At 36.7% G+C, this 25,722-nt stretch carries 26 protein-coding genes; 20 read left to right on the top strand and 6 right to left on the bottom strand.

From position 1 onward, the window contains the following. Window positions 1-9: 9 nt before the first annotated feature. Window positions 10-939 carry a carbohydrate kinase family protein gene (locus KD050_RS16830; RefSeq protein ID WP_211893483.1) on the top strand — a complete coding sequence of 310 codons (930 nt, stop codon included), beginning with the start codon at window positions 10-12 and terminating at the stop codon, window positions 937-939. A gap of 131 nt (window positions 940-1,070) precedes the next feature. Here KD050_RS16830 and def read toward each other — a convergent pair whose 3' ends face one another. Further along, window positions 1,071-1,628 carry a peptide deformylase gene (gene def / locus KD050_RS16835; RefSeq protein WP_211893484.1) on the bottom strand — a complete coding sequence of 186 codons (558 nt, stop codon included), beginning with the start codon at window positions 1,626-1,628 and terminating at the stop codon, window positions 1,071-1,073. A 134-nt stretch (window positions 1,629-1,762) separates the two neighbouring features. Here def and KD050_RS16840 point away from each other — a divergent pair, with 134 nt between their 5' ends. From KD050_RS16840 to KD050_RS16885, 10 genes are all read left to right on the top strand, one after another. Beyond that, window positions 1,763-2,410 (top strand): YkyA family protein, encoded by a 648-nt coding sequence (locus tag KD050_RS16840; RefSeq protein ID WP_211893485.1) that lies wholly within the window; start codon window positions 1,763-1,765, stop codon window positions 2,408-2,410. 233 nt (window positions 2,411-2,643) lie between these two features. Further along, complete coding sequence (gene pdhA, locus KD050_RS16845; RefSeq protein ID WP_211893486.1) at window positions 2,644-3,756, top strand: pyruvate dehydrogenase (acetyl-transferring) E1 component subunit alpha; 1,113 nt, start codon at window positions 2,644-2,646, stop codon at window positions 3,754-3,756. A gap of 3 nt (window positions 3,757-3,759) precedes the next feature. Further along, the gene (locus KD050_RS16850; RefSeq protein WP_211893487.1) at window positions 3,760-4,737 is read left to right on the top strand and encodes an alpha-ketoacid dehydrogenase subunit beta; all 978 of its coding nucleotides are present in this window, start codon (window positions 3,760-3,762) and stop codon (window positions 4,735-4,737) included. A 31-nt stretch (window positions 4,738-4,768) separates the two neighbouring features. Beyond that, a complete protein-coding gene (locus tag KD050_RS16855; RefSeq protein WP_211893488.1) occupies window positions 4,769-6,130 on the top strand; it encodes a dihydrolipoamide acetyltransferase family protein in 1,362 nt (453 codons plus the stop codon). Window positions 6,131-6,133: 3 nt separating this feature from the next. Further along, entirely contained in the window at window positions 6,134-7,546 is a 1,413-nt protein-coding gene (gene lpdA, locus KD050_RS16860; RefSeq protein WP_211893489.1) for a dihydrolipoyl dehydrogenase, read from the top strand. 183 nt (window positions 7,547-7,729) lie between these two features. Further along, complete coding sequence (locus tag KD050_RS16865) at window positions 7,730-8,341, top strand: MEDS domain-containing protein (protein WP_370627127.1); 612 nt, start codon at window positions 7,730-7,732, stop codon at window positions 8,339-8,341. Between the two features lie 260 nt (window positions 8,342-8,601). Continuing rightward, on the top strand, window positions 8,602-9,414 hold the full coding sequence (locus KD050_RS16870) for a polysaccharide deacetylase family protein (RefSeq protein WP_370627237.1): 813 nt from the start codon (window positions 8,602-8,604) through the stop codon (window positions 9,412-9,414). A gap of 129 nt (window positions 9,415-9,543) precedes the next feature. Continuing rightward, window positions 9,544-9,921 (top strand): CidA/LrgA family protein, encoded by a 378-nt coding sequence (locus KD050_RS16875; protein WP_211893490.1) that lies wholly within the window; start codon window positions 9,544-9,546, stop codon window positions 9,919-9,921. Then, on the top strand, window positions 9,918-10,592 hold the full coding sequence (locus KD050_RS16880) for an LrgB family protein (protein WP_211893491.1): 675 nt from the start codon (window positions 9,918-9,920) through the stop codon (window positions 10,590-10,592). The genes KD050_RS16875 and KD050_RS16880 overlap by 4 nt, the downstream gene beginning before the upstream one ends. A 356-nt stretch (window positions 10,593-10,948) precedes the next feature. Beyond that, window positions 10,949-11,137: a hypothetical protein gene (locus KD050_RS16885; protein WP_211893492.1), complete on the top strand. Its 189-nt coding sequence runs from the start codon at window positions 10,949-10,951 to the stop codon at window positions 11,135-11,137. Window positions 11,138-11,509: 372 nt separating this feature from the next. Here KD050_RS16885 and KD050_RS16890 read toward each other — a convergent pair whose 3' ends face one another. Continuing rightward, window positions 11,510-12,979: an aminotransferase class I/II-fold pyridoxal phosphate-dependent enzyme gene (locus KD050_RS16890; RefSeq protein WP_211893493.1), complete on the bottom strand. Its 1,470-nt coding sequence runs from the start codon at window positions 12,977-12,979 to the stop codon at window positions 11,510-11,512. 137 nt (window positions 12,980-13,116) lie between these two features. On the opposite strand from KD050_RS16890, the gene KD050_RS16895 reads away from it, so the two are divergent. Then, entirely contained in the window at window positions 13,117-14,073 is a 957-nt protein-coding gene (locus KD050_RS16895) for an NAD(P)H-dependent flavin oxidoreductase (RefSeq protein WP_211893494.1), read from the top strand. A 16-nt stretch (window positions 14,074-14,089) separates the two neighbouring features. Continuing rightward, on the top strand, window positions 14,090-14,359 hold the full coding sequence (locus KD050_RS16900; protein ID WP_211893495.1) for a UPF0223 family protein: 270 nt from the start codon (window positions 14,090-14,092) through the stop codon (window positions 14,357-14,359). A gap of 40 nt (window positions 14,360-14,399) precedes the next feature. Here KD050_RS16900 and KD050_RS16905 read toward each other — a convergent pair whose 3' ends face one another. Beyond that, complete coding sequence (locus KD050_RS16905; protein ID WP_211893496.1) at window positions 14,400-15,029, bottom strand: YktB family protein; 630 nt, start codon at window positions 15,027-15,029, stop codon at window positions 14,400-14,402. Window positions 15,030-15,185: 156 nt separating this feature from the next. Between KD050_RS16905 and KD050_RS16910 the strand changes: the two genes are divergently transcribed. Together KD050_RS16910 and KD050_RS16915 are read left to right on the top strand one after the other, a co-directional pair. Next, window positions 15,186-15,383, top strand: coding sequence for a hypothetical protein (locus KD050_RS16910; RefSeq protein ID WP_211893497.1), 198 nt, complete (start codon window positions 15,186-15,188; stop codon window positions 15,381-15,383). A gap of 104 nt (window positions 15,384-15,487) precedes the next feature. Next, a complete protein-coding gene (locus KD050_RS16915) occupies window positions 15,488-16,294 on the top strand; it encodes an inositol monophosphatase family protein (protein ID WP_211893498.1) in 807 nt (268 codons plus the stop codon). A gap of 24 nt (window positions 16,295-16,318) precedes the next feature. Here the strand turns inward: KD050_RS16915 and KD050_RS16920 are convergent, their stop codons facing one another. Further along, window positions 16,319-16,504, bottom strand: coding sequence for a YlaF family protein (locus tag KD050_RS16920; RefSeq protein WP_211893499.1), 186 nt, complete (start codon window positions 16,502-16,504; stop codon window positions 16,319-16,321). Window positions 16,505-16,609: 105 nt separating this feature from the next. On the opposite strand from KD050_RS16920, the gene typA reads away from it, so the two are divergent. After that, window positions 16,610-18,457 carry a translational GTPase TypA gene (typA, locus tag KD050_RS16925; protein WP_211893500.1) on the top strand — a complete coding sequence of 616 codons (1,848 nt, stop codon included), beginning with the start codon at window positions 16,610-16,612 and terminating at the stop codon, window positions 18,455-18,457. Between the two features lie 21 nt (window positions 18,458-18,478). Beyond that, window positions 18,479-18,805, top strand: coding sequence for a YlaH-like family protein (locus tag KD050_RS16930; protein WP_235753845.1), 327 nt, complete (start codon window positions 18,479-18,481; stop codon window positions 18,803-18,805). Between the two features lie 770 nt (window positions 18,806-19,575). On the opposite strand, the gene KD050_RS16935 is transcribed toward KD050_RS16930, so the two are convergent. Continuing rightward, complete coding sequence (locus KD050_RS16935) at window positions 19,576-19,779, bottom strand: YlaI family protein (protein WP_211893501.1); 204 nt, start codon at window positions 19,777-19,779, stop codon at window positions 19,576-19,578. An 11-nt stretch (window positions 19,780-19,790) separates the two neighbouring features. Continuing rightward, on the bottom strand, window positions 19,791-20,288 hold the full coding sequence (locus KD050_RS16940) for a peptidyl-prolyl cis-trans isomerase (RefSeq protein WP_211893502.1): 498 nt from the start codon (window positions 20,286-20,288) through the stop codon (window positions 19,791-19,793). A 454-nt stretch (window positions 20,289-20,742) separates the two neighbouring features. Between KD050_RS16940 and KD050_RS16945 the strand changes: the two genes are divergently transcribed. The 3 genes from KD050_RS16945 to pyc all read left to right on the top strand — a co-directional run bounded on the left by KD050_RS16945 (window position 20,743) and on the right by pyc (window position 25,709). Continuing rightward, the gene (locus KD050_RS16945) at window positions 20,743-21,024 is read left to right on the top strand and encodes an Fpa/YlaN family protein (RefSeq protein WP_211893503.1); all 282 of its coding nucleotides are present in this window, start codon (window positions 20,743-20,745) and stop codon (window positions 21,022-21,024) included. 67 nt (window positions 21,025-21,091) lie between these two features. Continuing rightward, entirely contained in the window at window positions 21,092-22,249 is a 1,158-nt protein-coding gene (locus KD050_RS16950; protein WP_211893504.1) for an FtsW/RodA/SpoVE family cell cycle protein, read from the top strand. 19 nt (window positions 22,250-22,268) lie between these two features. Then, the gene (gene pyc / locus KD050_RS16955) at window positions 22,269-25,709 is read left to right on the top strand and encodes a pyruvate carboxylase (RefSeq protein ID WP_211893505.1); all 3,441 of its coding nucleotides are present in this window, start codon (window positions 22,269-22,271) and stop codon (window positions 25,707-25,709) included. The last annotated feature ends 13 nt before the right edge of the window (window positions 25,710-25,722 follow it).

Here is a 25,722-nt window from a genome sequence, read left to right on the forward strand (position 1 = left end):
GTTTACTAGATGTCCAAAAAGTTTGTCCTCATATATGGGGATGCGTTTGTCGATTATATTGCGGAGGATCAGAGCAATAGTCGATTTTCAAAGTTTTTAGGCGGGGCTACGGTTAATGTTGCCGCAGGTGTTGCCCGTCTCGGTGCAGCATCCTCGTTTATAACTGTAACAGGAGAAAATGAAACCTCTGAATTTGTTAGAAATGAATTGATTTCTGAAGGGGTTGATTTATCCTTTTCACAGATAGTGCCAGAAAAAGAGGTAAGTGGAGTTTACGTGCATCTTTTGGAAAATAATGAACGTCATTTTGAACGTTATGTAGATGCGACGCCTGACATCCAAGTAGACTTTTCCTCTATTAAAAGCGAGGCAATTCATCAGACATCTGTCTTTCATTTCTGTTCTGGAACACTTTTTCATCCGACTGCTCTTGCGACTACAAGAAAAATTGTAGAGAGTATGAAAAAATCGAATGTTCTTATATCCTTCGATGCTAATATCAGACCATTACGCTGGAAGAGTGAAGAGATTTGTAGGGAAACGATATGTTCTTTCTTTGATTTTGTAGATATATTGAAGTTGACCGAGGAAGAGTTATTCTTTTTAACGAAAACGACAACAATAGAAGAAGGAGTCACTTACCTACAGCAGTATAATATCGAGGTATTACTTATTACAATTGGCGCTGAAGGTACCTATGCAGTGATTAACGGGGAAGCGGTACATGTTCCAGTGGAAAAAGTAATTCCGATTGATACCACTGGAGCTGGAGATGCTTTTGTTGCAGGTATTCTTTCTAAAATTTATTTGGATGGTCACCCCTCAACAAAAGAAGCTTGGATTAGATATATCGCGTTTGGCAATAAACTAGGCGGAATCTGCGCTACTAAGTCCGGTGCATTATCTGCCATGCCAAGATTAATAGACCTACAACAATGAAGTATTGATATAAATCGCAAATTCAAAGCTTCGAATTGCAATATAATCTGTTCAAAACGCAAGTTCGATACGATGAATCGCAATATAACAGGCAAAACGCCAGTCCTACAATTGTAGGACTGGCGTTTAACTTAAGAACGATCATATGGAACAGAATCCGGAATAGGAGCGTACGGATTCTCATTATTAATATGGTCATAAAACATGATGCCATTTAGATGATCTAGCTCATGCTGGAAAGCAATTGCTGCTAATCCTTTTAATCGTTTCTTGAAGGGAGTTCCATCTGGGAAAAATCCTGTTGCAGTAATACGTGCGTATCTTGGCACATATCCTTCAATTACTTCATCTACAGACAAACAACCCTCTCCAGCAGAAATATAGGTTTTTTCCACAGAGTGACTAATTATTTTGGGATTGACTGCCACAAAGCTAACTTCTTCATTGTTTTCATCTTCTAAATGAAGTGCGAACATTCTTTTGTTAGCATTTACCTGTGGAGCAGCAATACCAATTCCTGGACGTATTTTGTATTTCTCTACCATTTCATCATCTTGACTGTTAATGACATATTCCAGTAAATCGTTTGCTAGAGTTAGCTCTTCTTCTGATAAGGGGAAAGTTAATTCCTCGGTTTTTTTTCGTAAAGATGGATGTCCATCTCTGACAATATTATTCATTAGAATCATTTTAATCGTCCTTTCAATGTTCATATATCTATTATAGCGAAATTTGACCATTTACTAAACAAAAAACAGCCTTTTTGTCAGTTGAATTTAATAGTTAATACAATTATAGTTGAATGGGTATAGGGGGTTACATGATGAAAATAAGCAAATATATACTCATCTTCAGCAGTATATTACTACTCGCTGGCTGTAATTTTGGTGAGTCAACAGAACAAAAGCTATCAAACATCTTAACAGAAATTTATGATTCAGAAGCCGATTATAGAGATGTGCAAGAAGAGTTAGCTGAAACTGAATCAAAAGAACAAGCAAACTTTCAACAGATGATGGAACTGACCAAGGATCAAAAAGAAGAACTTACTAAAATGGTTGAAGATACTGCAACTCTATTAGCAACTAGATTAGATTTAGTAGAGAAGGAAGCTGCCTCTATAAACTCTACTTCAGACGGCATCAAACAAATTAGTACACTTATTACTGATACAAAAGATGTTTCTGAAAAAGAAAGTCTAAAAGAAATGGAAACTTCATTGAAAGACCGTATTACAGCGTATGAAGAAGTGACGATTAACTATAATGAGTTGGCTACAATGCAACAAGATTTATATAATATGTTAATCGATGAATCTGCAGATGTTACTGCAATACAAGAACAGGTTCAAGAAGTAAATAAGTATAATGAATTAGTTCAACAATCTGTCCAAAAGTTTAATGATGCAACTGTAAGGGTAAATGAAGTAAAAGAAGAAGTATTAACTTCTTTACAGAAAGAAGAAAAATAAAAAAGCAGCTCTACACAGAGCTGCTTTTTTATATAATCATAGTAATCTGATATAGTACAGACATAATTTAAGAGTGATACAGATTACGAAAATTTCAATGTTCCGACAATTAAATTCGTTTATTTCATATGATTGACCCCAGATTTATTCTTGAGTATACTAAAAAGGAAATATTGTTGTACTACTATATTTAAATGAAAATTTTAATACAGAAGAAAAGGAGAGATGTAATAATGGCTGCAAACAATCCAGCGCAGTTAGACCCTATGAAAACGCTTCACGAAATTGAAGAAAAGTTTGAAATGTTTCAGATTTTAAACGAAGATGGGGAAATTGTTAACGAACAAGCAAATCCTAACTTATCAGACGAGGAATTAGTAGAGTTGATGAGTCGTATGGTTTATACACGTATCTTAGATCAACGTTCTATTTCTTTAAACAGACAAGGACGTTTAGGTTTCTATGCTCCAACGGCAGGTCAAGAAGCATCACAACTAGCATCTCAGTATGCGCTAGAAAAAGAAGATTTTATCTTACCTGGTTATCGTGATGTACCTCAAATTGTTTGGCACGGCTTACCTTTGTGGCAAGCGTTCCTATTCTCACGTGGGCATTTTATGGGGAACCAAATTCCTGAAGGTGTAAATGTTTTTCCACCTCAAATCATTATCGGTGCCCAATTTATCCAAGCAGCTGGAGTAGCTCTTGGTATGCAAAAACGTGGTAAAAAAGCAATTACTATCACCTATACTGGTGACGGTGGATCATCTCAAGGGGATTTCTATGAAGGTATTAACTTTGCTGGGGCTTTCCGAGTACCGGCAGTGTTTATCGTTCAAAACAATCAATTTGCGATTTCAACACCTCGTGAACTACAAACATCTGCAAAAACAATAGCTCAAAAAGGTATTGCTGCTGGTATTCCGAGTGTTGTAGTAGATGGCATGGATCCACTTGCTGTTTATGCGGCTACGAAAGATGCTAGAGAACGTGCTATTAAAGGAGAAGGACCTAGTCTGATCGAAACTGTATGTTACCGTTACGGTCCACACACAATGGCAGGGGATGACCCGACTCGTTACCGTACTTCAGAAACTGATTCTGAATGGGAAAAGAAAGATCCATTAGTTCGTTTCCGCAAATATCTAGAAACAAAAGGTATTTGGAATGAAGAAAAAGAAGCAGAAGTAATTGAAAAAGCTAAAGAAGAAATTAAAGAAGCAGTTAAAAAAGCAGATGCAGCACCAAAACAAAAAGTAACTGACCTCATCAATATTATGTATGAAGAAAATCCATATAACTTAGATGAGCAATTAGCTTACTACACAGAGAAGGAGTCGAAGTAACCGATGGCACAAATGACGATGATTCAAGCAATTACGGACGCACTCCGTACTGAGCTTAAAAATGATGAAAACGTTCTAGTCTTCGGTGAAGACGTAGGCGTTAACGGCGGGGTTTTCCGTGCAACAGAAGGATTACAGAAAGAATTCGGAGAAGATCGTGTGTTTGATACACCACTTGCAGAGTCAGGTATTGGTGGTCTTGCAGTAGGTCTATCATTACAAGGGTTCCGTCCTGTTCCAGAAATTCAATTCTTTGGATTCGTTTTTGAGGTTATGGATTCTATAGCTGGTCAGCTAGCTCGTATGCGTTTCCGTACTGGTGGGGCATTTAATGCACCTGTAACTATCCGTTCTCCATTTGGTGGCGGTGTTCATACACCAGAAATGCACGCAGATAGTTTAGAGCTTCTTATGACTTCAACACCTGGTGTGAAAGTTGTTATTCCTTCTACTCCATACGATGCAAAAGGGCTATTAATCTCTGCAATTCGTGATAATGATCCAGTAATTTATTTGGAGCATATGAAATTATATCGTTCATTCCGTGGCGAAGTGCCTGAAGAAGAATATACAATTCCTCTTGGTAAAGCGGATGTTAAACGTGAAGGATCGGATTTAACAATTATCTCTTACGGTGCGATGGTACATGAAAGCTTAAAAGCTGCAGAAGAACTTCAAAAAGAAGGACATTCTGTAGAAGTAATCGATTTGCGTACAGTGCAGCCGTTAGATATTGAAACAATTATTGCCTCTGTAGAAAAAACGAATCGTGCAATGGTTGTTCAAGAAGCGCAGAAACAAGCTGGTATTGCAGCAAACGTTGTAGCGGAAATTACAGAACGTGCTATTTTAAGTTTAGAAGCTCCTGTACTACGTGTAACTGCTCCAGATACTGTTTTCCCGTTCTCTCAAGCGGAAACAGTTTGGTTACCAAGTTCTAAGGATATAGTAGAAACAGCTAAAAAAGTCCTAACGTTCTAATATAAAATCTGTTATAGAAAGGGTGAATACATTGTCATTTGAATTTCGATTACCAGATATCGGTGAGGGTATACATGAAGGTGAAATTGTTAAGTGGTTTGTAAAAGTTGGCGATGAGGTACAAGAGGACGATATTTTATGTGAAGTACAAAATGATAAGGCCGTTGTTGAAATTCCTTCTCCTGTAAAAGGGAAAGTTACGGAAGTTCTTGTAAGTGAAGGAACAGTAGCTATTGTTGGAGATGTGCTAGTTAAGCTTGATGCACCTGGTTATGAAGACCTTAAATTTAAAGGCGATCATAGTGATGAGGAAAAAGCAGAAGAAAAGACAGAAGCACAAGTTCAAGCAACTGCAGAAGATGGTCAAGCAGTAGACAAAGAAAAAGTAGAGACTTCTGACAAAAAAGTAAATTCTACTAAAAACTCTAACACAGCACCTAAAGAACAACCAAAAGGTGATACACGCGTTATTGCTATGCCTTCTGTTCGTAAGTTTGCACGTGAAAACGAAGTGAGCATTGCGGATGTGACTGGTTCTGGTAAAAATGGTCGAGTTTTAAAAGAAGATATTGAAGCTTTCTTATCCGGAGATCAGTCTTCAGCAGTAGAAGAAAAAGCTGAAACAACTACTGAAGCACAAGTTGAAAAAACGGCTAAAAAATCTGCTCCGCCAGTAACTTTTGAAGGTGAATTCCCTGAAACAAGAGAAAAACTTTCACCGATGCGCAAAGCAATTGCTAAAGCTATGGTACATTCCAAACATACAGCTCCACATGTTACATTGATGGATGAAGTAGATGTAACTGAACTTGTTGCACATCGTAAAAAATTCAAAGAAATTGCTGCAGAAAAAAATATCAAGTTAACTTACTTACCTTATGTAGTAAAAGCTTTAGTAAGTACACTTAGAGAATTCCCTGCGTTAAACACATCTTATGATGATGATACAAACGAAGTAATCCAAAAACATTACTTCAATATAGGTATCGCAGCAGATACGGATAAAGGATTATTAGTTCCAGTTATCAAAAATGCTGATCGCAAGTCTGTTTTTGCAATCTCGGATGAAATCAATGCACTTGCAGGAAAAGCACGTGATGGTAAACTTGCTGCTGCCGAAATGAAGGGCGCTTCTTGTTCTATCACAAATATTGGATCAGCGGGCGGGCAATGGTTCACTCCAGTTATCAATCATCCAGAAGTTGCTATTTTAGGTATTGGTCGAATTTCAGAGAAACCTGTAATAAAAAATAGTGAAATTGTGGCTGCACCTGTGTTAGCATTATCATTGAGCTTTGATCATCGAATGATCGATGGTGCGACTGCTCAACATGCGTTGAATCATATGAAGCGTTTGCTTAGCAGTCCAGAATTATTATTAATGGAGGCGTAAAAAATGGTAGTAGGAGATTTCCCAATCGAAACAGATACACTTGTAATAGGTTCAGGCCCTGGAGGATATGTTGCAGCTATTCGCGCAGCACAAACAGGACAAAAAGTTGTAGTTGTGGAAAAAGAACATATCGGAGGAGTTTGCTTAAACGTGGGATGTATTCCTTCTAAAGCATTAATCTCTGTTGGTCACCGTTTTGAACAAGCGAAACACGCTGATGATATGGGAATTACAGCTACAGATGTAAAAATTGATTTTTCTAAATCGCAAGCTTTTAAAGACAGTGTAGTTAAAAAACTAACTAGCGGAGTTTCTGGATTGTTAAAAGGAAACAATGTGGAAGTAGTTATGGGCGAAGCTTATTTCGTTGATGCTAACACTGTTCGTGTAATGGACGAAAAATCTGCGCAAACATATACATTTAAAAATGCAATTATTGCAACAGGATCTCGTCCTGTAGAAATTCCAACTTTTAAATACTCTAAACGTGTATTAAACTCTACGAGTGCATTAAGCTTACCTGAAATTCCAGAGAACTTAGTTGTAATTGGTGGAGGATACATTGGTACGGAACTAGGTTCTGCTTTTGCTAACTTAGGTTCAAAAGTTACTATTGTTGAAGGTGGCGACGATATTCTAGCTGGCTTCGAAAAACAAATGACAACAATTGTTAAAAAAGGCTTGAAGAAAAAAGGCGTTGAAATAGCAGTTAAAGCATCTGCAAAAGGTGTGGAAGAGTCAGATACTGGCGTAGTAGTAACTTATGAAGTTGGCGGAGAAGAGAAAAAAGTCGAAGCTGATTACGTTTTAGTTACTGTAGGTCGTCGTCCAAATACTGATGAAATGGGTCTAGAAGAAATTGGTCTTAAATTTGCTGAGCGCGGATTATTAGAAGTAGACAAACAGTGTCGTACAAACATATCTAATATTTATGCAATTGGTGATATTGTTGCTGGTCCTCAACTTGCTCATAAAGCCTCTTATGAAGGAAAAGTAGCTGCAGAAGCAATCGCTGGTCAGACATCTGTTGTGGATTACTTAGCAATTCCTGCTGTTTGCTTCACAGATCCTGAGATGGCTACAGTTGGTCTTAACGAAGCACAAGCAAAAGAACAAGGGTATGACGTTGCTGCTGGGAAATTCCCATTCGGAGCTAACGGTCGTGCACTAGCTCTAAATGCTACAGATGGTTTTGTTAAACTTGTTTCTCGTAAAGAAGATGGTTTATTACTTGGAGCGCAAATCGTTGGTCAAGGTGCTTCAGATATGATCGCTGAACTTGGTTTAGCTATCGAAGCAGGAATGACTGTAGAAGATATTGCAATGACTATTCATGCTCACCCAACATTAGGTGAAATTGCTATGGAAGCTGCAGAAGTAGTTATGGGTCACCCGATTCATATTCTTTCTAAATAATTTCCCTCTAGGGTTAAAAAATAGACTTGTTCGCTTTTTGCGACAAGTCTATTTTTTTTATATGAATGGAATTTAGCTCTTAAGTGGCAACAAAGAAAATGTTATTTAGTTTTCTTGAGTTTGTTCGTTAACGAAGGAATTATAGAGATATCTGTCGAATTTTAAAAAAAGGGGGTGATAAATGTGGACGAAATCTCGAATGAGATTGTTAAAAGTGAAGTAAAAAGCAAAATGCACGAGGTGTTTGAAAATAACAAAGATGTTCATCTTCATATTCTGTATAAGTACCGTGGAATAGAAAATTACATTATTCAGATTTTGAGTTATATAGAAGATGGTGTTGCAGCTGGTGATTACGTGATTCTTATTGAGAATTCTCGTCTTTATCCTATTATTCAAAAAGAATTAAGCACACGTTTTACGGTAGATCAATTAGAGTTAGTTCACTATGTAAATAGTCTCGATTTCTATTGGTCGAGTGGTAGTTATCATCCTCCTTCAATCGCGGATTACTTTAGTAAAACGGTTCAGCCTTATGTGGAAAACAAAATCTCTTTCCGAGCTTGGGCTCATGTTGAGTGGGCTACTATGGAAGAGCCATTGCATCTCATAAAAGATTTAGAGGAAATTGTAGATGAAGCTGTAAATCTGCTTGCCTTTCCATTGATATGTGCATACGATGGTGAGAAATTACCAGATTACCTCAAAACAAGTTTGATGGAAACACATCCTTATGTTCTACTGGAAGACGATTTCATCGTCTCGGAACAATATCAGTCTTCTAAAACACACTAAGGAAATTATTCTTAGTGTGTTTATTATTAAATTGCTATATTTATTAATGAAATTATAGTTGACTATTACGCTCCATACCATCATTCCCTTGTGAAGAGAAAAACTGTCGGAAATAATATTGTCTCAAATACTCATTTTCAGTATTTATGGATTTAATGACCTATATGTTTGTGATTAGGAGAGTAAAAGTAGTAAGGATATACCCTACTATCCATCTCATTCCACTGTTAAAATATAGAGGAAGGGACAGGGTGATTAGATTGAAACTTACAACTTGGATAATACCAGCAGTTATGTTACTTGGACTTTCTGCATGTAGCGTTGCAGATGAAAAACCTGAAGTAGAAAAAGAAACGGAAGAGACAACACCAGTATCTCAAGAGCCTGTAGTAGAAGAAGTGGATGAGGCAGTAGAGGAGGAGGTAACCATTAAGGAGCCTGAACCCCTATACGAATTAAACGAGGCAAACTGGACATTCCAGCCAATTGAAGATGCAAATCCAAAAGCAGTTTTACTTACCATCGATGATGCACCTGAAAAATATGCAGTAGAAATGGCAAAAACGTTGAAAGAATTAAATGCCCCGGCTATCTTTTTCGTGAATGGACATTTTATAGATACAGATGAAGAAAAGACTAACTTAAAGGCTATATACGATATGGGATTCTCTATCGGTAATCACACACAAACACATGCTAATTTAAAGGAAAGCTCTGAAGAACAGCAAAAGGAAGAAATTTTAAAAGTAAATGAAACAGTAGAAGCAGTAATTGGAGAAAAGCCTAAATTTTTCCGTGCACCATTTGGAGTTAATACAGATTTCAGTAAGTCTCTTGTCCTACAAGAAGGAATGCTTTTAATGAATTGGACATACGGATATGATTGGGAAAAACAATATCGAGATGCTGAAAGTTTGACTAATATTATGTTGAACACTGAATATTTGACAGATGGCGCAAATTTATTAATGCATGATCGTGAATGGACTGCAGAGGCATTACGAGGTATTGTTGAGGGTCTTCGTGCAAAAGGGTATGATTTAATTGATCCGAAAACGATTAAAGGAATTTAATAATCTACACACCTTTGGATAATCCAAAGGTGTCTTTTTACATAGACAGGGTTTCATATTAAGCGTAAAATTATTCCCTATATACCATTGGAGGTGAAAGCTTTATGAAAGATCTTTTAAAGTGTATATATGGTTAGGATTATTCGTATTGTGCTTCAAGTAATTATTTTATACCTTTTCTCGTTTATCGGATCTTGGATTGTACAAATTCTATCCCTTCAATTTCCTGGAAGTATTATTGGATTATTGTTACTTTTTGGCTGCTTATATTTTAACATTATTCCGGTCCAACTAATAAAAGATGGAGCAGGATTTTTATTGACCTTTCTTGCGTTGTTTTTTATACCTGCTACTGTTGGAATAATGGACTATCCAGAACTCCTATCCTGGGCTGGTTTAGGGATGGTTCTATCAATTGTCATTAGTACGATAATAACTATTGTTATAACAGGTAAATTTTGTCAATATCTCGAGCGGAAACTATTAGAAAAGGAGCAGATTGAATGATTGCGTTTATGATGATAATCGGAACAATTGTGCTTTTTTATGTAATGAATCTCATATATAGAAGATTTACATATCCGTTATTAATTCCTATTTTCTCTACAACGGTGGTAATTGTGATTATTTTAGTAATAAGTAAAATACCATATGATACATATATGTCGGGTGGAAAGTGGATTAATGAATTATTAGGACCAGCTGTTGTTAGTATGGCTTATCCTCTTTACATTCACCGGGAGAAAATTTTCAAATACAAAGTTCCAATTCTTTTGAGTGTATTGACTGCTCTGTTTTCGGGTTTAATCAGTATTACAATATTATCTAAGTTAATGTCATTGGATGATCATATATTATTATCCTTATTACCGAAATCGATTACGACTCCGGTTTCTATTCCGATTAGTGAGGCAATAGGGGGGATCCCAACATTAACAGCTGTTTTCGTTATTTTTGCAGGTATTGTTGGAGCCATATTTGGGCCTGTTATTTTTAAGATTTTTCGTATAGATAAAGCGATAAGTCGAGGAATATCAGTGGGTAGTGCTTCCCACGGTATCGGAGTTTCCAAACTAACTGAATATGGAGAGGAAACATTGACGATGGGATCTGTTTCTATGACTTTAAGTGCGATATTTGGATCTTTTGTTTGCCCATTGTTTGCGCTATTAATCTAATTACAGTTTTTACAACTTCTCGGAGTGATTCTAAGTTTATATGGTAAGTAGTCGGTAAAAAATGCTAGACGTACTTGAGAGTTCAAAAACTTAAACGCCAAAACATAAAAGAATCCCCTTAATAGAGGTTCAGAAACAACGGAGAAACAATAGAATTAGTGTCGGAAATCGAGTATGGAATCGCAAAGATTTTATACTCGATTTTTATTGATATTTAAGGGTTATTCCTGTTTTTTTGTTCTTGTTCTTTTAACGAAATAGGAGAGTCGAAGAGTGATGTTAATCATTACTAAGCGATGTACTTAAATTACCTAGTAGATTAAGGTAAGTAATTTCACAAAAAAGGGGGATAAAAATTGGATTTATTACTTTGGATAACCGTTGGTTTCATCGTAATCGGATTTGTTGTTCTCGCTTTTATAAAAAGAAATATGGAAAGTAAGAAAAGTTCAACTATCCAATCTACAGTTTGGTTTATAGTGGGAACAACAGTTTTTGGGGTAGTGAGCATCATTCTTATTGGGTTGTGGTTTAGTAAAATTTAGTGAGTTTTTGGCAATGGTTTTAGATGAAAATAGTTTATTTTTGTGAAGAAATTTACTATACAAACGGGGACTTAAACGGGGACTTTAATGTAATTACTTCCCTAAAAAGAAAAGCACAGAGCAATTAGCTCTGTGCTTTTTTCGCGTCCTATTAATATGTGGTTTAAATCTGTGAATTCAAATGTTATTCCGCTTGTTATTTAGTTTCTCCACAATAACTGAACTACTTACATTAATAGGAGTTCCTTTTATGTTTAGCCCGTATAAACGGGCAGCTGGTCACTCTGGCATTGCTACATGACACGGTAATATTAATATTTAAGGTCAATTTTTCAATCAGTGAGGGAACGAAAACCACCAAGTTTCACTTTATTAAAATATCGCTTGATGTTCTTTAATGACGTGTATCATCTCAAGAGTGTCATCTTCAGGACCTTGCACAGGTAACCCTGCTTCGATATTCATCGTAATATAGTCGATATTACCTTGCGTAATTATTTCCCCGGGAATAAAAATCGGGATACCTGGTGGATAAACCATTACGAACTCTGCAGAAATACGGCCACTTGCTTCTTTTAGTTGAATAGATTCTGTAGCAGCGTAAAAAGCATCCCTAGGGGACATAGCTAGTCCTGGTATATCCGGCAGAGTAACAGATGGTTCTACGACAACTGCATCAGATTCATGAGCAGCTACCATTCTTGAGAGAGCATTAACAAGTAGGTTAACTTCTTTTTTCGTATCTCCAAGTGTGATCAAGCATAGAATATTATACAAGTCAGAAAGTTCTACTTCTATATTTGCTTTTTCTCTTAACCAGATTTCCGCATCATACCCTGTCATTCCTAAGTCTTTAACACTTATTAATAGTTTAGTTGGATCCATATCATACGTAGCAGAAGTTTTTAATATTTCTTCCCCTACACAGCGGATATGTGGGATTGCGTTAATACGTTTACGTGTATCTTTTGCAAGTCTAATTGCATCTCCAATTAAATCCTCACCATGGATAGCTAGTTGACGTCTTGCAGTATCTAAAGATGCAAGCAACGGATAGGATGTGGAAGTTGTTGTTAACATAGACAAAATAGACTGGACACGCTTAGTGGATACTAAACCTTCTTTTACATTGAGAATAGAACTTTGAGTCATCGATCCACCTAATTTATGAACAGATGTTGCTGCCATATCAGCCCCAGCTTGCATTGCAGAAACTGGAAGTGAATCGTGGAAATGAATATGAACTCCGTGTGCCTCGTCTACTACAACAGGAATCCCTTTCTCATGTGAAAGCTCTACAATCCTTTTAAGATCCGCTGCTAAACCAAAATAAGTAGGATTAATAACTAATAATCCTTTTGCGTCCGGATGTGCCTCTAATGCCTTTTCTACCGATTCAACCGATATACCGTGAGAGATTCCTAATTCTTTATCTACCTCCGGATGGATAAAAACTGGAATCGCGCCAGCAAACACAATTGCGGACATAATCGATTTATGAACATTTCGTGGAACAAGAATCTTATCTCCGGGTCCACAAATTGTAAGTATCATAGTCATAATTGCACCACTTGTCCCTTGTACAGAGAAAAATGTTTCATCAGCACCGAACGCTTCAGCTGCCAATTGCTGTGCTTTTTTAATAACACCTTTAGGTGAATGTAAATCATCTAAAGGAGCAATATTGATCAGGTCTATAGAAAGTACATTATCTCCAACGAACTCTCGAAATGCAGGGTCCATCCCTTTCCCTTTTTTATGTCCAGGAATGTGAAACTGGATTGGATGACGATTTCGATGCTTTAATAATGCATCGAATAATGGAGTTTCTAATTGTGACAACGTTCATACCACCTCTAGTTAGAATTTATAAACAAAAGAAATTATAGCACTTCAATAGCCGTAATACTATTAAAATCATTGTAATTTGTATCATTAGATTAAATTCATTAAACTATTAATATAAGGAGGAGGAGAGAATGGCTTTTCATACAAGGGTTACAAAATTATTAAGTACGAAGCTTCCAATTGTTCAAGGAGGGCTTGCTTATTTAGCGTATTCTGATTTATGTGCAGCTGTTTCAAACGCGGGAGGTTTAGGACAGGTAACTGCCATGAGTTTAAAGACGCCAGAAGAATTACGGGAAGAAATACATAAAGTCAGAAAGTTGACGGACAAACCTTTTGGTGTAAATTTTGCAATTGGTCAGACAGGGAGACCTTATGATCATATGTTACAAGTGGCTATAGAGGAAGAGGTTCCGGTAATATCGATGACTGGAGGAAATCCAGCTCCAATATTAGAAAAACTCGCAAGTACATCGATTAAAAAGCTAGTACTTGTTGCTGCTAAACGACAAGCTCAAAAAGCAGAGGAGCTTGGTGCTGATGCAGTTATGGTAGTGGGACAAGAAGGTGGAGGGCATCTTGGAAGAGATGATGTCGGATCTATCGTGTTAATCCCTCAAGTAGTGGATGCTGTTTCTATTCCAGTCATTGCTTCTGGTGGTATAGCAGACGGGCGGGGATGGATGGCTGCTCATGCACTAGGGGCAGAAGGGATTGAAATGGGTACCAGATTCATCGCTACAAAAGAATGTATTCATGCTTCACCTGCTTATAAAAATTCATTAATAAATAGCGGAGAAATGGATACTGTAATTATTAAGAAATCCATCGGTGCTCCTGCAAGAGCTATAAAAAATAGTTGGACAGATTCGATTTTAAGTATTGAAAGAGCGAATCCAACATATGATGCTCTTAAGGACTATATTAGTGGTGAAGCTAATAAGCAGTTCATTTATGAAGGTGATGAAGATAAAGGCTTTGGTTGGGCAGGGCAGTCAGTAGGGTTAATAAAGGATATCCCTTCCGTACAAGAATTATTCGATCGCATGGAAATGCAAGCAATGGATATACGAAATAAGTGGAAATAATAGGAGGTAGTAAAAGATGGAATACACATACCCTTTTTCATTGGATTGGTCGACAGAAGAAATAGTAGATGTAGTGCAATTTTTTGAAGCGATAGAAAAAGCATATGAAAATGGAATCAAACGAGAAGAACTAATGAAAAGATACCGAAGATTTAAAGAAATAGTACCTTCTATTGCAGAAGAAAAAACTTATTTTCGTGAATTTGAAAAAGAAAGTGGTTATGTAAGTTTCCCTATTATAAAAAAGATGAAAGAACTACCGGATAGTGCAATTATTAAAGGATAAAAATTCCTCCTATACCCATTTGAGTATAGGAGGGGATTACTTATTTCATTTGGATCATTGTTTTATATATTGGCATTAAATAATCAAATGTTTCTTCTGCAAGTTTTAGAAACTCCTCCACGGAAAGCTGTACTGCTTCTTCTTTACTAATATGACGACCTACTAAAAATTCTGCTTTTTTTACATCTTTTAAACGGACCAGTAGTTGCTCAAGACCTTCTTTCTTTTCCTTTTTTAACAGGAATGCTTCTGGCTTCATATGATCTCCGGAAATGATAAAGTCGGCAGGCAATTTGTTAAATAACGCTTTTTTCTTTAATAATCGTTCACCAATAGTTACTTTATCGGGCGCTTCATAAATAACCGCCAATATGATAAAAGCATGGCTACCCCATAATCCTATTTGGAAGTGAGGTAGAGCTTTATACCCTCTCTTATAAGGTGCAAATGCGACCCAGCTATCCTTTGGAGGGTTAACTGAACGTCTTGCATGCTTTGCCACGTGAGGATAATATTCTTGTCCAAGTATTGTAGAAAAATAATGACTATAATGATTGCCTAACTCCTCGAATTTAGGTCTTACTTTTTCGATCAATCCAGCCATTCTGTTTTCAAGTCCATCTATTTGAAAGACATCAAAATCTTCTTCAGTCCAAAATGTTTTGCTCATATGTAAACTCCTTTCAACTTCTATGTTTATTTTATAGGAATTTTGGGTAAAAATCTTGTAAGTAGTATTTTTCAGTAGACATTATTTATATGGTAGCATATTTTATTATAAAGAATCTTCTGAATATTACGATATTAAAAAGAAGGGGTGGCAGTGATGAGACAGGTAGTGCATATTATTCGTAAAGAAGACTTGGAAAAAGAAAAAATTCGAACATTAAAGATGGAGTTAGATTATGAGCTGGCAACTTTATTTGACGCAATGACGAGTAAAAATGATAAAGAAATAAGTGCTTCTAAAACCCGACTAGCTGAAATTCACCAGCTTTTGGAGGAACTCAATGCTCTCGATTAATGTTCCAATTATAGGAGTACCATAAAAAACACCTGCTAATGAAAAGACAGCCGGTGTTTTTTTCTTTATACTAAAAGCATAGGTGTTAAGAAGGGGTGGGACGATTGGATATACACAAGCTTGATACATACGCGAAGTCGTTAATAAAGGAAGCGGCATATAACATTAAAACTTCCTTGTCTTCCGAGCTCATCATTGAATCGAAGTCAGAGGCAAATGACCTAGTTACTAATATCGATAAAGAGACTGAACAATTTTTTATCAGGCATATAAAAGCAGATTTTGCAGGGCACCGAATATTTGGAGAAGAAGGATTTGGTGATGACATAAAGGATTTAGACGGCTATGTATGGTTACTTGATCCAATAGATGGTACAACAAATTTCATTCATCAAAAACAAAATTTTGCTATTTCATTGGGGATATATAAAGATGGAGTAGGTATCCTAGGATATATATATAATGTGATGGAGGATACTTTGCTTAGTGGGTCCTTAAATGGTGGTGCATATCTTAATGATATGCGTTTGCCGAAGTTACACGCTTCCTCGGTTGAGGAGGCAGTTGTTGGTATAAACGCTAGATGGGTAGTGCCGAATAGATATGTACAAAATGAAGGGATGGTGAACTTACTTAAAACCGTCAGAGGTACTAGGTCACTTGGTTCAGCAGCAATCGAAATATCGTATGTAGTGACTGGAAGGTTAGATGCCTATATATCTATGCGGTTATCACCTTGGGATGTAGCTGGCGGAATGGTTTTAGCAAAAGAAGTTGGGGCAATTGTTACGAATTTAGCATTTGAACATCTAGATTTACTAGATGCTGATAGCTTTATCGTTTCTAAACCAGGATTACATGAACAATTATTGACAGATTATATTCAATTAAAACAAAATCCAGCAAAATAAATTTTGCTGGAGAGGATTAGGTATTTAGAGCAAACCTGCGTCACGCATTTTTTTCTTTGTTTTGAAACCAAATCCCATAATGACGAATAATAAGATAAGGAATACAAAAATAAGTGGAATATTTCGTAGTGCAATAGCAATCCCAATAAGTGCCATTGATAAAATTGCGCCTAGGGAATAAAGTGCGAAAATCCATTTAATATTACCCAAAATGATTACCTCCAAAAATAAATGATAAAAAATAATATTACTTTAGTTTCACTTGTGATATAATAACACAGTTATGGACTCGAAAAAAGAATATGGAGTGGAAATATGACAAATATACGTCAAGATTTAAGAAACATTGCAATTATAGCACACGTTGACCATGGGAAAACGACATTAGTCGACCAATTATTAAAACAATCAGGTACTTTTCGTTCAAATGAACATGTTGATGAGAGAGCCATGGACTCTAATGATATAGAGCGTGAACGCGGTATTACAATTTTAGCAAAAAATACAGCAGTCGATTACAATGGGACACGTATTAACATCCTTGATACGCCTGGACATGCTGACTTCGGTGGCGAAGTAGAACGTATTTTAAAAATGGTAGATGGTGTTTTACTAGTTGTCGATGCATATGAAGGTTGTATGCCTCAAACGCGTTTCGTATTGAAAAAAGCGTTAGAACAAAAGTTAACGCCAATTGTAGTAGTAAACAAAGTAGATAAAGATTCAGCTCGTCCACTAGAAGTAGTAGATGAAGTTCTTGAATTGTTCATAGAATTAGGTGCAGATGAAGATCAACTAGAATTCCCAGTTGTTTATGCTTCAGGTGTAAACGGTACTGCTTCTTTAGATGAAGATCCTGCTAAACAAGAAGAAAACATGAAATGTCTTTTCGAAATGATTATTTCTGCGATTCCAGCACCAATTGATAACTCGGATGAGCCATTACAATTCCAAGTAGCATTGCTAGATTATAATGACTATGTGGGTCGTATTGGTATTGGTCGCGTATTCCGCGGTACAATTGAAGTGGGTCAACAAATTTCATTAATGAAACTTGATGGAACTGCTAAAAATTACCGTGTAACAAAATTATTTGGATTCTTCGGTTTAAAACGTGATGAAATCCAATCGGCTAAAGCTGGGGATCTAATTGCTGTTTCTGGTATGGAAGATATTAACGTAGGGGAAACAGTTTGTCCTACAAACCATCAAGAAGCTTTAGTTCCATTACGTATTGATGAGCCAACTTTACAAATGACTTTCTTAACAAACAACTCACCATTTGTTGGCCGTGAAGGTAAATGGATTACTTCAAGTAAAATTGAAGAGCGTCTTCGTTCTCAATTAGAAACAGATGTATCTTTACGTGTTGAAGATACTGATTCTCCTGATGCTTGGACTGTTTCAGGTCGCGGAGAGCTTCATTTGTCGATTTTAATCGAAAATATGCGTCGTGAAGGTTTTGAATTACAAGTTTCTAAACCAGAAGTAATTATTCGTGAAATTGATGGCAAAAAATGTGAGCCAATCGAACGCGTTCAAATTGATGTTCCAGAGGACAGTGTAGGTTCAATTATCGAATCTATGGGTACTCGTAAAGGCGAAATGGTCGATATGGTCAACAATGGTAGTGGACAAGTTCGTTTAATCTTTATGGTTCCTGCTCGTGGATTAATCGGTTATACAACAGAATTCATGTCCCTTACTAAAGGTTATGGTATTATCAACCATACTTTCGATAGCTATCAACCAGTAGTTTCTGGTCGTGTTGGTGGACGTCACCAAGGTGTGCTTGTTTCTATGGAAACAGGTAAATCAACAACTTACGGTATGATGGGTATTGAAGACCGTGGTACTTTATTCGTTGAACCAGGTACTGATATTTATGAAGGTATGATCGTCGGTGAAAATAATCGTGATGCCGATATCACTGTAAATATTACAAAAGCAAAACAAAAAACTAATATTCGTTCAGCTAACAAAGATCAAACGAACGTGATTAAGAGACCTCGTATTTTAACTCTTGAAGAAGCAATTGAGTTCTTAGGAGATGATGAGTATTTAGAAATTACTCCTCAATCGATCCGTTTACGTAAAAAAGTTCTTGAGAAGAGCGAACGCGAACGTGTAACGAAGAAAAAGAAAAATGCAGAAGTTGAATAAAAGCTGAAAGGGTGAATAACCTTGGAGGAAAAGCAATTCGTATTTGGTAGAATGTCTAGTATATCGAGATATATTTATGAGGTTATGCCATCTTACGATATAGCTGGATATGTACTATTTATTTTAATCTTCTTGCTTTCTGTGCTTGTGTACAAGCTTGGATTTGCTAAGAAATTGCGTTTTAGTCAAAATGCTGTCATTTACGTATTCTTGTTATTAGGTTGTCTGATGTTGACGTTCCTCGCATTTTTCCTTCCAGTTGTGGAAGGGTTAATCGTGGCAGCGTTGATCCTAATCATTTATAAAATACGCTTACGACTTGAGAAAAGACAAAGCTCGACTACTTAAATGTAGCCGAGCTTTTTCTTTTGCAGCAAATTACCATTTCACTAGTAAATTTCATAAAAAGTAATTAGTAGTGAAATGCGAAAAAGCACTGATTTCTGCTTCTACACACTTTCATGTTTTGAAGGGTACAGCTTCAATCTCCTCCGCTCTATAAAATGTTGGCTACGAAGGCTTCGAACACTCTGTGGCGTTCTAAGTCTATATCCAGTGAAGAAAATAAAAATGTACCGACTACATTGTTTATATGGGAGAAAGAAAGAAAATACTACTAATTTCCGTTTCAGGTTAAGGAACTAGGGCTAAGAGCGCCACTTCGTGTGGCACCGCCTTCGTGACCAACCTCTTGTTGGCCTCTGCGGGCGTTGCCTCAGCCTCCTCGCTGCGCTGCGGGGTATTCGCCTACCGGTTTCCCGCTGGAGTCGCCACCTTTCACTACAATCAATATAATGAGTAGTACTTCACTATAAGATATAGCACCACGTATAGCTTAGTTTATAAGCCTAGGAAAAGTTAATAGAGGGATATAACAGTCTGTTGAATTAGAGATAATATGTTGTAATGAGGATGAAAAGGTAGATTTTCTATAACACTAGTGGAAATAAGGGGGATAGTAAATGTTTTCTAAAAAAAGATGCTGGTTGGTTGTGACGAACGTCACAACCAACCGGCATCTCCCAAAAATTCAATCGGTATTCATATAGTAAAACGTCAGTCCAAAGCCCTTCGAAAGCAATAGAAACAGGTTTTGGTTTATAGCTAATTTACAATGTTTAAAACTCATTTTCAATTAGACGTGAACTCTTATAAAAAACAAACTTCCCAGTTGCAAGACGACTGTTAGTTCTTTCTTCAATACGGTCATGACACTCTGGACACATATACGTGTGAATTGGACGATTTCTGAGCTTCTTAGCAAGAGGTAAATCATCTGGAAGTTCATCAATTCGATCACAAATGGCACATTGTACTTTCATCTATACATCTCCTATTCTACACGAAACGCAGTGACACATTTTAACGGAGTATTAATATTTGATCCATCTTTTTTCAATACATGTACAGGGCCATCCTCACGAAGTGGTTTACCCTTATGACTAAACTTTAACAATAGCGTATCTAAATCTTCTAAAGCAAATATATGTTCACCCTCTGTCGTTTCGACCACAACTCTTGTTGCGTTTGGCAAAGGTTCAGAATTCAGGATAAAAGGTTTCATATCAATTCCGAAAGTACTTGTTAGTACTTTTGTACGTTCATATTTTTTTTCTGTTTGTAAAGTTGGTGGGTTTGTAGATCCTTCAATGATTTCACGTGACCAGTGAGCCGATGTGACTTTTGTATACTCTTCTAGCTCATCTTTGTACTCATACTCACCAGAAAAAAACTCATCCAAATCGATTTTACGATCATCGAAAATCCAAACGGTAGGGTCTAACGTAATATTAAATTTAACTGCACCTTTAACTGGTATGATAAGTTCCAACAAAATTGCCTCCTTTAAACTATCTAATCTTTATCCCGCATTAACGGGCAGTATGACTACCACTTCAAGGCTCGACCCAAGTAACAAATCATAAGTGGGGGATAACTGCCCGTAAAAGCCCGCCGTAGAACATAGACGAAAAGCGCCACTTCGTGTGGCTTCGTCTATGTGACTCGCATCAGCGAGCCTCGGGCCAACAGGACGTTGGTCACTCAGGCATTGCCACACGATGCGGCGTTAATTGACTGAGTTCAGTTTTTCATTCAGTGGGAGATGAAGAAACTCACCCACTGATCGAAGTTTCACATATTAAGTATACCTTTAAATTGAAAAGTTCTAAAGAATATTTAATTATTTCCAAAAGTAAAATAAGAGAACACTTGCAATTTTTCCGTGCAAAAGATACACTTTAGGGAGATAAATAATAAGAAATAATAAAAATGGGGGCGTCCTCATGGATACTAATATACAAATTTCGTATCAAGATAAGGCTTTAGAGCTTTTGAAAAAAGATGCAGAAAAGATTGCACAGCTTATTAAAGTGCAGATGGATAACTTAACGATGCCTCAATGTCCTCTTTATGAAGAGGTTTTAGACACACAAATGTTTGGATTATCACGTGAAATAGATTTTGCGGTAAAACTTGGTCTTTTAGAGAAAAGTGAAGGGAAAGAGATTATCGCTTCTCTTGAAAAAGAATTATCCGTTTTACATGAGATTCATACAGAAAAATAATTATAAAACTCAAACAAAACTATCTGTTTGAGTTTTTTTTCTATATAAAGAAATAGAGGTATAATATATGATTTCATATTTAAAACGTTATGCAAGAAATTTTGATTACCCATTATTTTTTGTCTACTTAGCTTTGTGCTTATTTGGTTTGGTAATGATTTATAGCGCAAGTATGGGCTGGGCAGTAATGAATTACGGCTGGGAGCCTGATTATTTTTTCAACAAGCAAAAAACAAATTTATTACTTTGTATTCCAGTATTCTTCGTAACCGCCTTTTTTCCTTATAAGCATTATAAAAATAAATCAATGATGCAACTGATGCTTCTAGTTATGTTTACACTTTTATTTTTAGTGCATATTATCGGAGTCGGTGGGGAAAGTGGTTCCCAAAGTTGGCTCGACTTAGGGTTTAACCTACAACCATCGGAAATTGCGAAACTAGTGATAGTTTTATATTTCGCTGGGATATTTGCAAAAAAATCAGAAAATGGTACATTAGATAAATTAAATGAATCAGTTGGTCCACCATTAATTGTGCTATTTTTTGTTTTCGTGTCAATCATGATGGAGACAGATGTTGGCAATACAATGATTATTAGTTTTGTAGCTATTTCAGTAATTGCAGCTAGTGGAATTAAATTTAAATCATTTTCCAAAATAATCGGATTAATTGGTATAGTTATAATAGCGGGACTATTTGCAATCTATATGATGAAAGATGCATTGTTGACTCCCCATCGTAGAGGAAGATTAGAAGCATTTTTCAATCCTTTTGATTACGAGCAAGGATATGGATATCAAATTGTGAATGGTTATATTGCTATTGGATCAGGTGGTTTAACAGGCTTAGGTTTAGGGAATTCCAATCAAAAATATGGATATTTGCCCGAGCCACATACTGATTTCATTATGTCTATCATTGCAGAAGAGCTTGGTCTTATTGGGGTATTAATTGTTTTATGTGGATTGTTCTTTATTGTATTTAAAGCTATTAATATTGCTTTACATACAAAGGATCCTCAAGCTCGTATGATTGCTGCGGGTATTGGCAGTATTATAGGATTTCAAACATTTATAAACTTAGGAGGAATGCTTGGGATTATCCCGCTGACCGGGGTACCACTTCCATTTATAAGTTACGGAGGTACTTCTATTATTATTTTATCGGCAGCAATTGGGATATTGATGAACGTATCTATGTTCGTGAAGCATGAAAAAAAATAGACAATAAGGGGTGCATGGGATGAGAAAGATTAAAAAGATTGTAGTTGCAAACAGAGGGGAAATAGCAATACGAATTTTTCGAGCATGTACGGAGTTAAACCTTCGAACAGTAGCAATATATTCAAGAGAAGATAGTGGTTCGTTTCACCGATTTAAATCCGATGAGTCCTATTTAGTTGGAGAAGGTAAGAAGCCAATTGATGCTTACTTAGATATTGAGGATATCATTCGAATTGCTAAAGAAAGTAAAGCCGATGCAATCCATCCTGGGTATGGTTTTCTTTCGGAAAATGTAGATTTTGCGAAAAGATGTGAAGAGGAAGGAATTATCTTCATCGGTCCTACCTCTGTGCATTTAGACATGTTTGGAGATAAAGTGAAAGCTCGTGAACAAGCAGTACTAGCTGGTATACCCGTTATTCCAGGGAGCGATGGCCCTTTAGATACTGTTGAAGAGGTGCGGGCCTTTGGGAAAGCTCACGGCTATCCTTTAATGATTAAAGCGTCCTTAGGTGGTGGCGGTCGTGGAATGCGCGTCGTTCAAACTGAAGACGAGCTTGAAAGTGCATTTGAACGTGCTAAATCGGAGGCGAAAGCTGCTTTTGGATCAGATGAAGTATATGTTGAGCGCTGTATTTTCCAACCTAAACATATTGAAGTTCAAATCCTTGGAGATACGCAAGGGAATTTAATCCATTTATATGAACGCGATTGTTCCATTCAAAGAAGACATCAAAAGGTTGTGGAAATAGCACCTTCCAATTCTTTAAATTCAGAATTGCGCGACAAAATATGCGAGGCAGCTGTCCAATTAATGAAAAATGTATCCTACATAAATGCTGGAACAGTAGAATTTTTAGTGACGGATGATGAATTCTTTTTTATCGAAGTAAATCCACGTATTCAAGTGGAGCATACGATTACAGAAATGATTACCGGTGTAGATATAGTACATGCACAGATTAAAATAGCGGATGGTATAGCTCTTAATAGTGAAGAAATGGGAATTCCAAGTCAGGAAAACATGCCGTTATTTGGATTTGCGATTCAATCCCGTGTAACAACGGAGGATCCATTGAATAACTTTATGCCTGACACAGGTAAACTAATGGTTTATCGCTCGGGTGGTGGATTTGGTGTACGCTTAGATGCAGGAAATGGTTTCCAAGGGGCGGTAATATCACCATATTATGATTCATTGTTGGTGAAAGTTTCTACTTGGGGCATGTCCTTTAAAGAAGCTGCAGCTAAAATGGACAGAAATTTGCAGGAATTCAGAATCCGAGGAATAAAAACGAACATCCCGTTTTTAGAAAATGTTGTAAAACATCCAAGTTTCATTTCTGGTCAATTTAATACGAGTTTTATCGATTCAACACCTGAATTATTTTTATTTCCAAATCGCAAAGACCGTGGGACTAAATTATTGAATTATATAGGAAATGTTACGGTTAATGGTTTCCCAGGTATCGAGAAAAAGTCTAAACCTATATTTGGTCCAACAAGAACACCTAATTTTGACTTAAGTACTGCTCCTCCAATGGGCACGAAGCAAATTTTAGATGAACAAGGTGCTGCTGGCTTGATTAAATGGGTGAAGGAACAACAAGGTGTGTTGCTTACAGATACAACTTTCCGAGACGCTCACCAATCATTATTAGCAACAAGAGTCCGATCTTACGATATGTTTGGAATAGCGAAAGAATCTGCGCATGGGATGCATAATTTATTCTCCTATGAAATGTGGGGAGGAGCAACTTTTGATGTTGCATACCGCTTCTTAAAAGAAAATCCGTGGGATCGTTTGCTGAAAATGAGACAAATGATTCCAAACGTATTATTCCAAATGTTATTCCGTGGCGCAAACGCAGTAGGATACAAAAATTATCCGGACAATGTTATTAAAGAGTTTATACAAAAATCTGCGGATGCTGGCATAGATGTATTTCGAATATTTGATAGCCTAAACTGGATAAAAGGAATGGAAGTTGCGATTGATGCAACTAGACAATCAGGTAAAATCGCGGAAGCAGCTTTATGTTACACTGGAGACATTTTAGATGACTCTAGAGACAAATACACGGTACAGTACTACAAAGATATGGCAAAAGAATTAGAAAGCGCTGGGGCGCATATTTTAGCGATTAAAGATATGGCAGGGCTATTGAAACCAGAAGCAGCTTATCGTTTAGTGAGTGAGTTAAAAAGCACGGTTGATATCCCTATTCATCTTCATACACATGATACTAGTGGTAACGGAGTATATACGTATGCAAAAGCAATAGAAGCTGGAGTAGATATTGTTGATACTGCATTAGGTGCAATGGCAGGTTTAACTTCCCAACCGAGTGCAAGTAGTTTGAGTTATGCACTTAAAGGTTCTAATAGAGAGGTTATAGGAAATATCGACGCATTTGAAAAAATCTCTTATTATTGGGAAGATGTTCGTAAATATTATCAAGATTTTGAAAGTGGTATGATGAGCCCCCACACTGAAATCTATGTTCATGAGATGCCGGGCGGACAATACAGTAATCTTCAGCAACAAGCAAAAGCGGTAGGACTGGGAGAGCGCTGGGAAGAAGTAAAAGAAATGTATTCTCGCGTAAATCTATTATTTGGTGATGTTGTGAAAGTTACACCTTCATCTAAAGTAGTGGGGGATATGGCTTTATTCATGGTGCAAAATAATTTAGATGAAGTTTCTGTCATAACGAGAGGGAAGACAATCGATTTTCCGGATTCTGTTATTGAGTTTTTTGAAGGATATATTGGACAACCTTATGGAGGATTCCCACAAGAATTACAAAAAGTAATACTAAAGGATCGACAAGCGATAACAGTTCGTCCAGGTGAATTATTGGAGCCTGTGAACTTCGAGGGAATTAAAGAAATGCTATTCCATAAATTAGATCGACCTGTAACCAGTCAAGAGATTCTTGCTTACACTCTATATCCAAAGGTTTTTGAAGAATATAGCGAAACGGAAAAAAACTTTGGTGATGTTTCTGTATTAGATACACCTACATTTCTGTATGGATTGAGATTAGGGGAAGAAATTGAAGTAGAAATCGAAATCGGAAAAACGTTAATCATCAAGCTTGTATCTATAAGTGAGCCGACCCATGATGGAAACCGAATTATTTACTTCGAATTAAACGGTCAACCGCGGGAGATTTCTATTCAGGATATGAATGTAGAAGTTAGTCATTTGGCTAAGCCAAAAGCAGATTTGACGAATGATGGTCATATTGGGGCAACTATGCCAGGTACTGTTCTAAAGGTGGCCATTTCTACAGGTAGCAAAGTAAAAAGAGGTCAACATCTCCTTATTACCGAGGCTATGAAAATGGAAACTACTGTACAAGCTCCATATAATGGAGTTGTTAAAGAGATTCATGTTGTCGCTGGAGAAGCGATTGCAACTGGCGATTTATTGATCGTTATGGAAAAAGAATAAACAAAAGGCTGTT

The organism is Psychrobacillus sp. INOP01 (assembly GCF_018140925.1).
Taxonomy (GTDB): domain Bacteria; phylum Bacillota; class Bacilli; order Bacillales_A; family Planococcaceae; genus Psychrobacillus.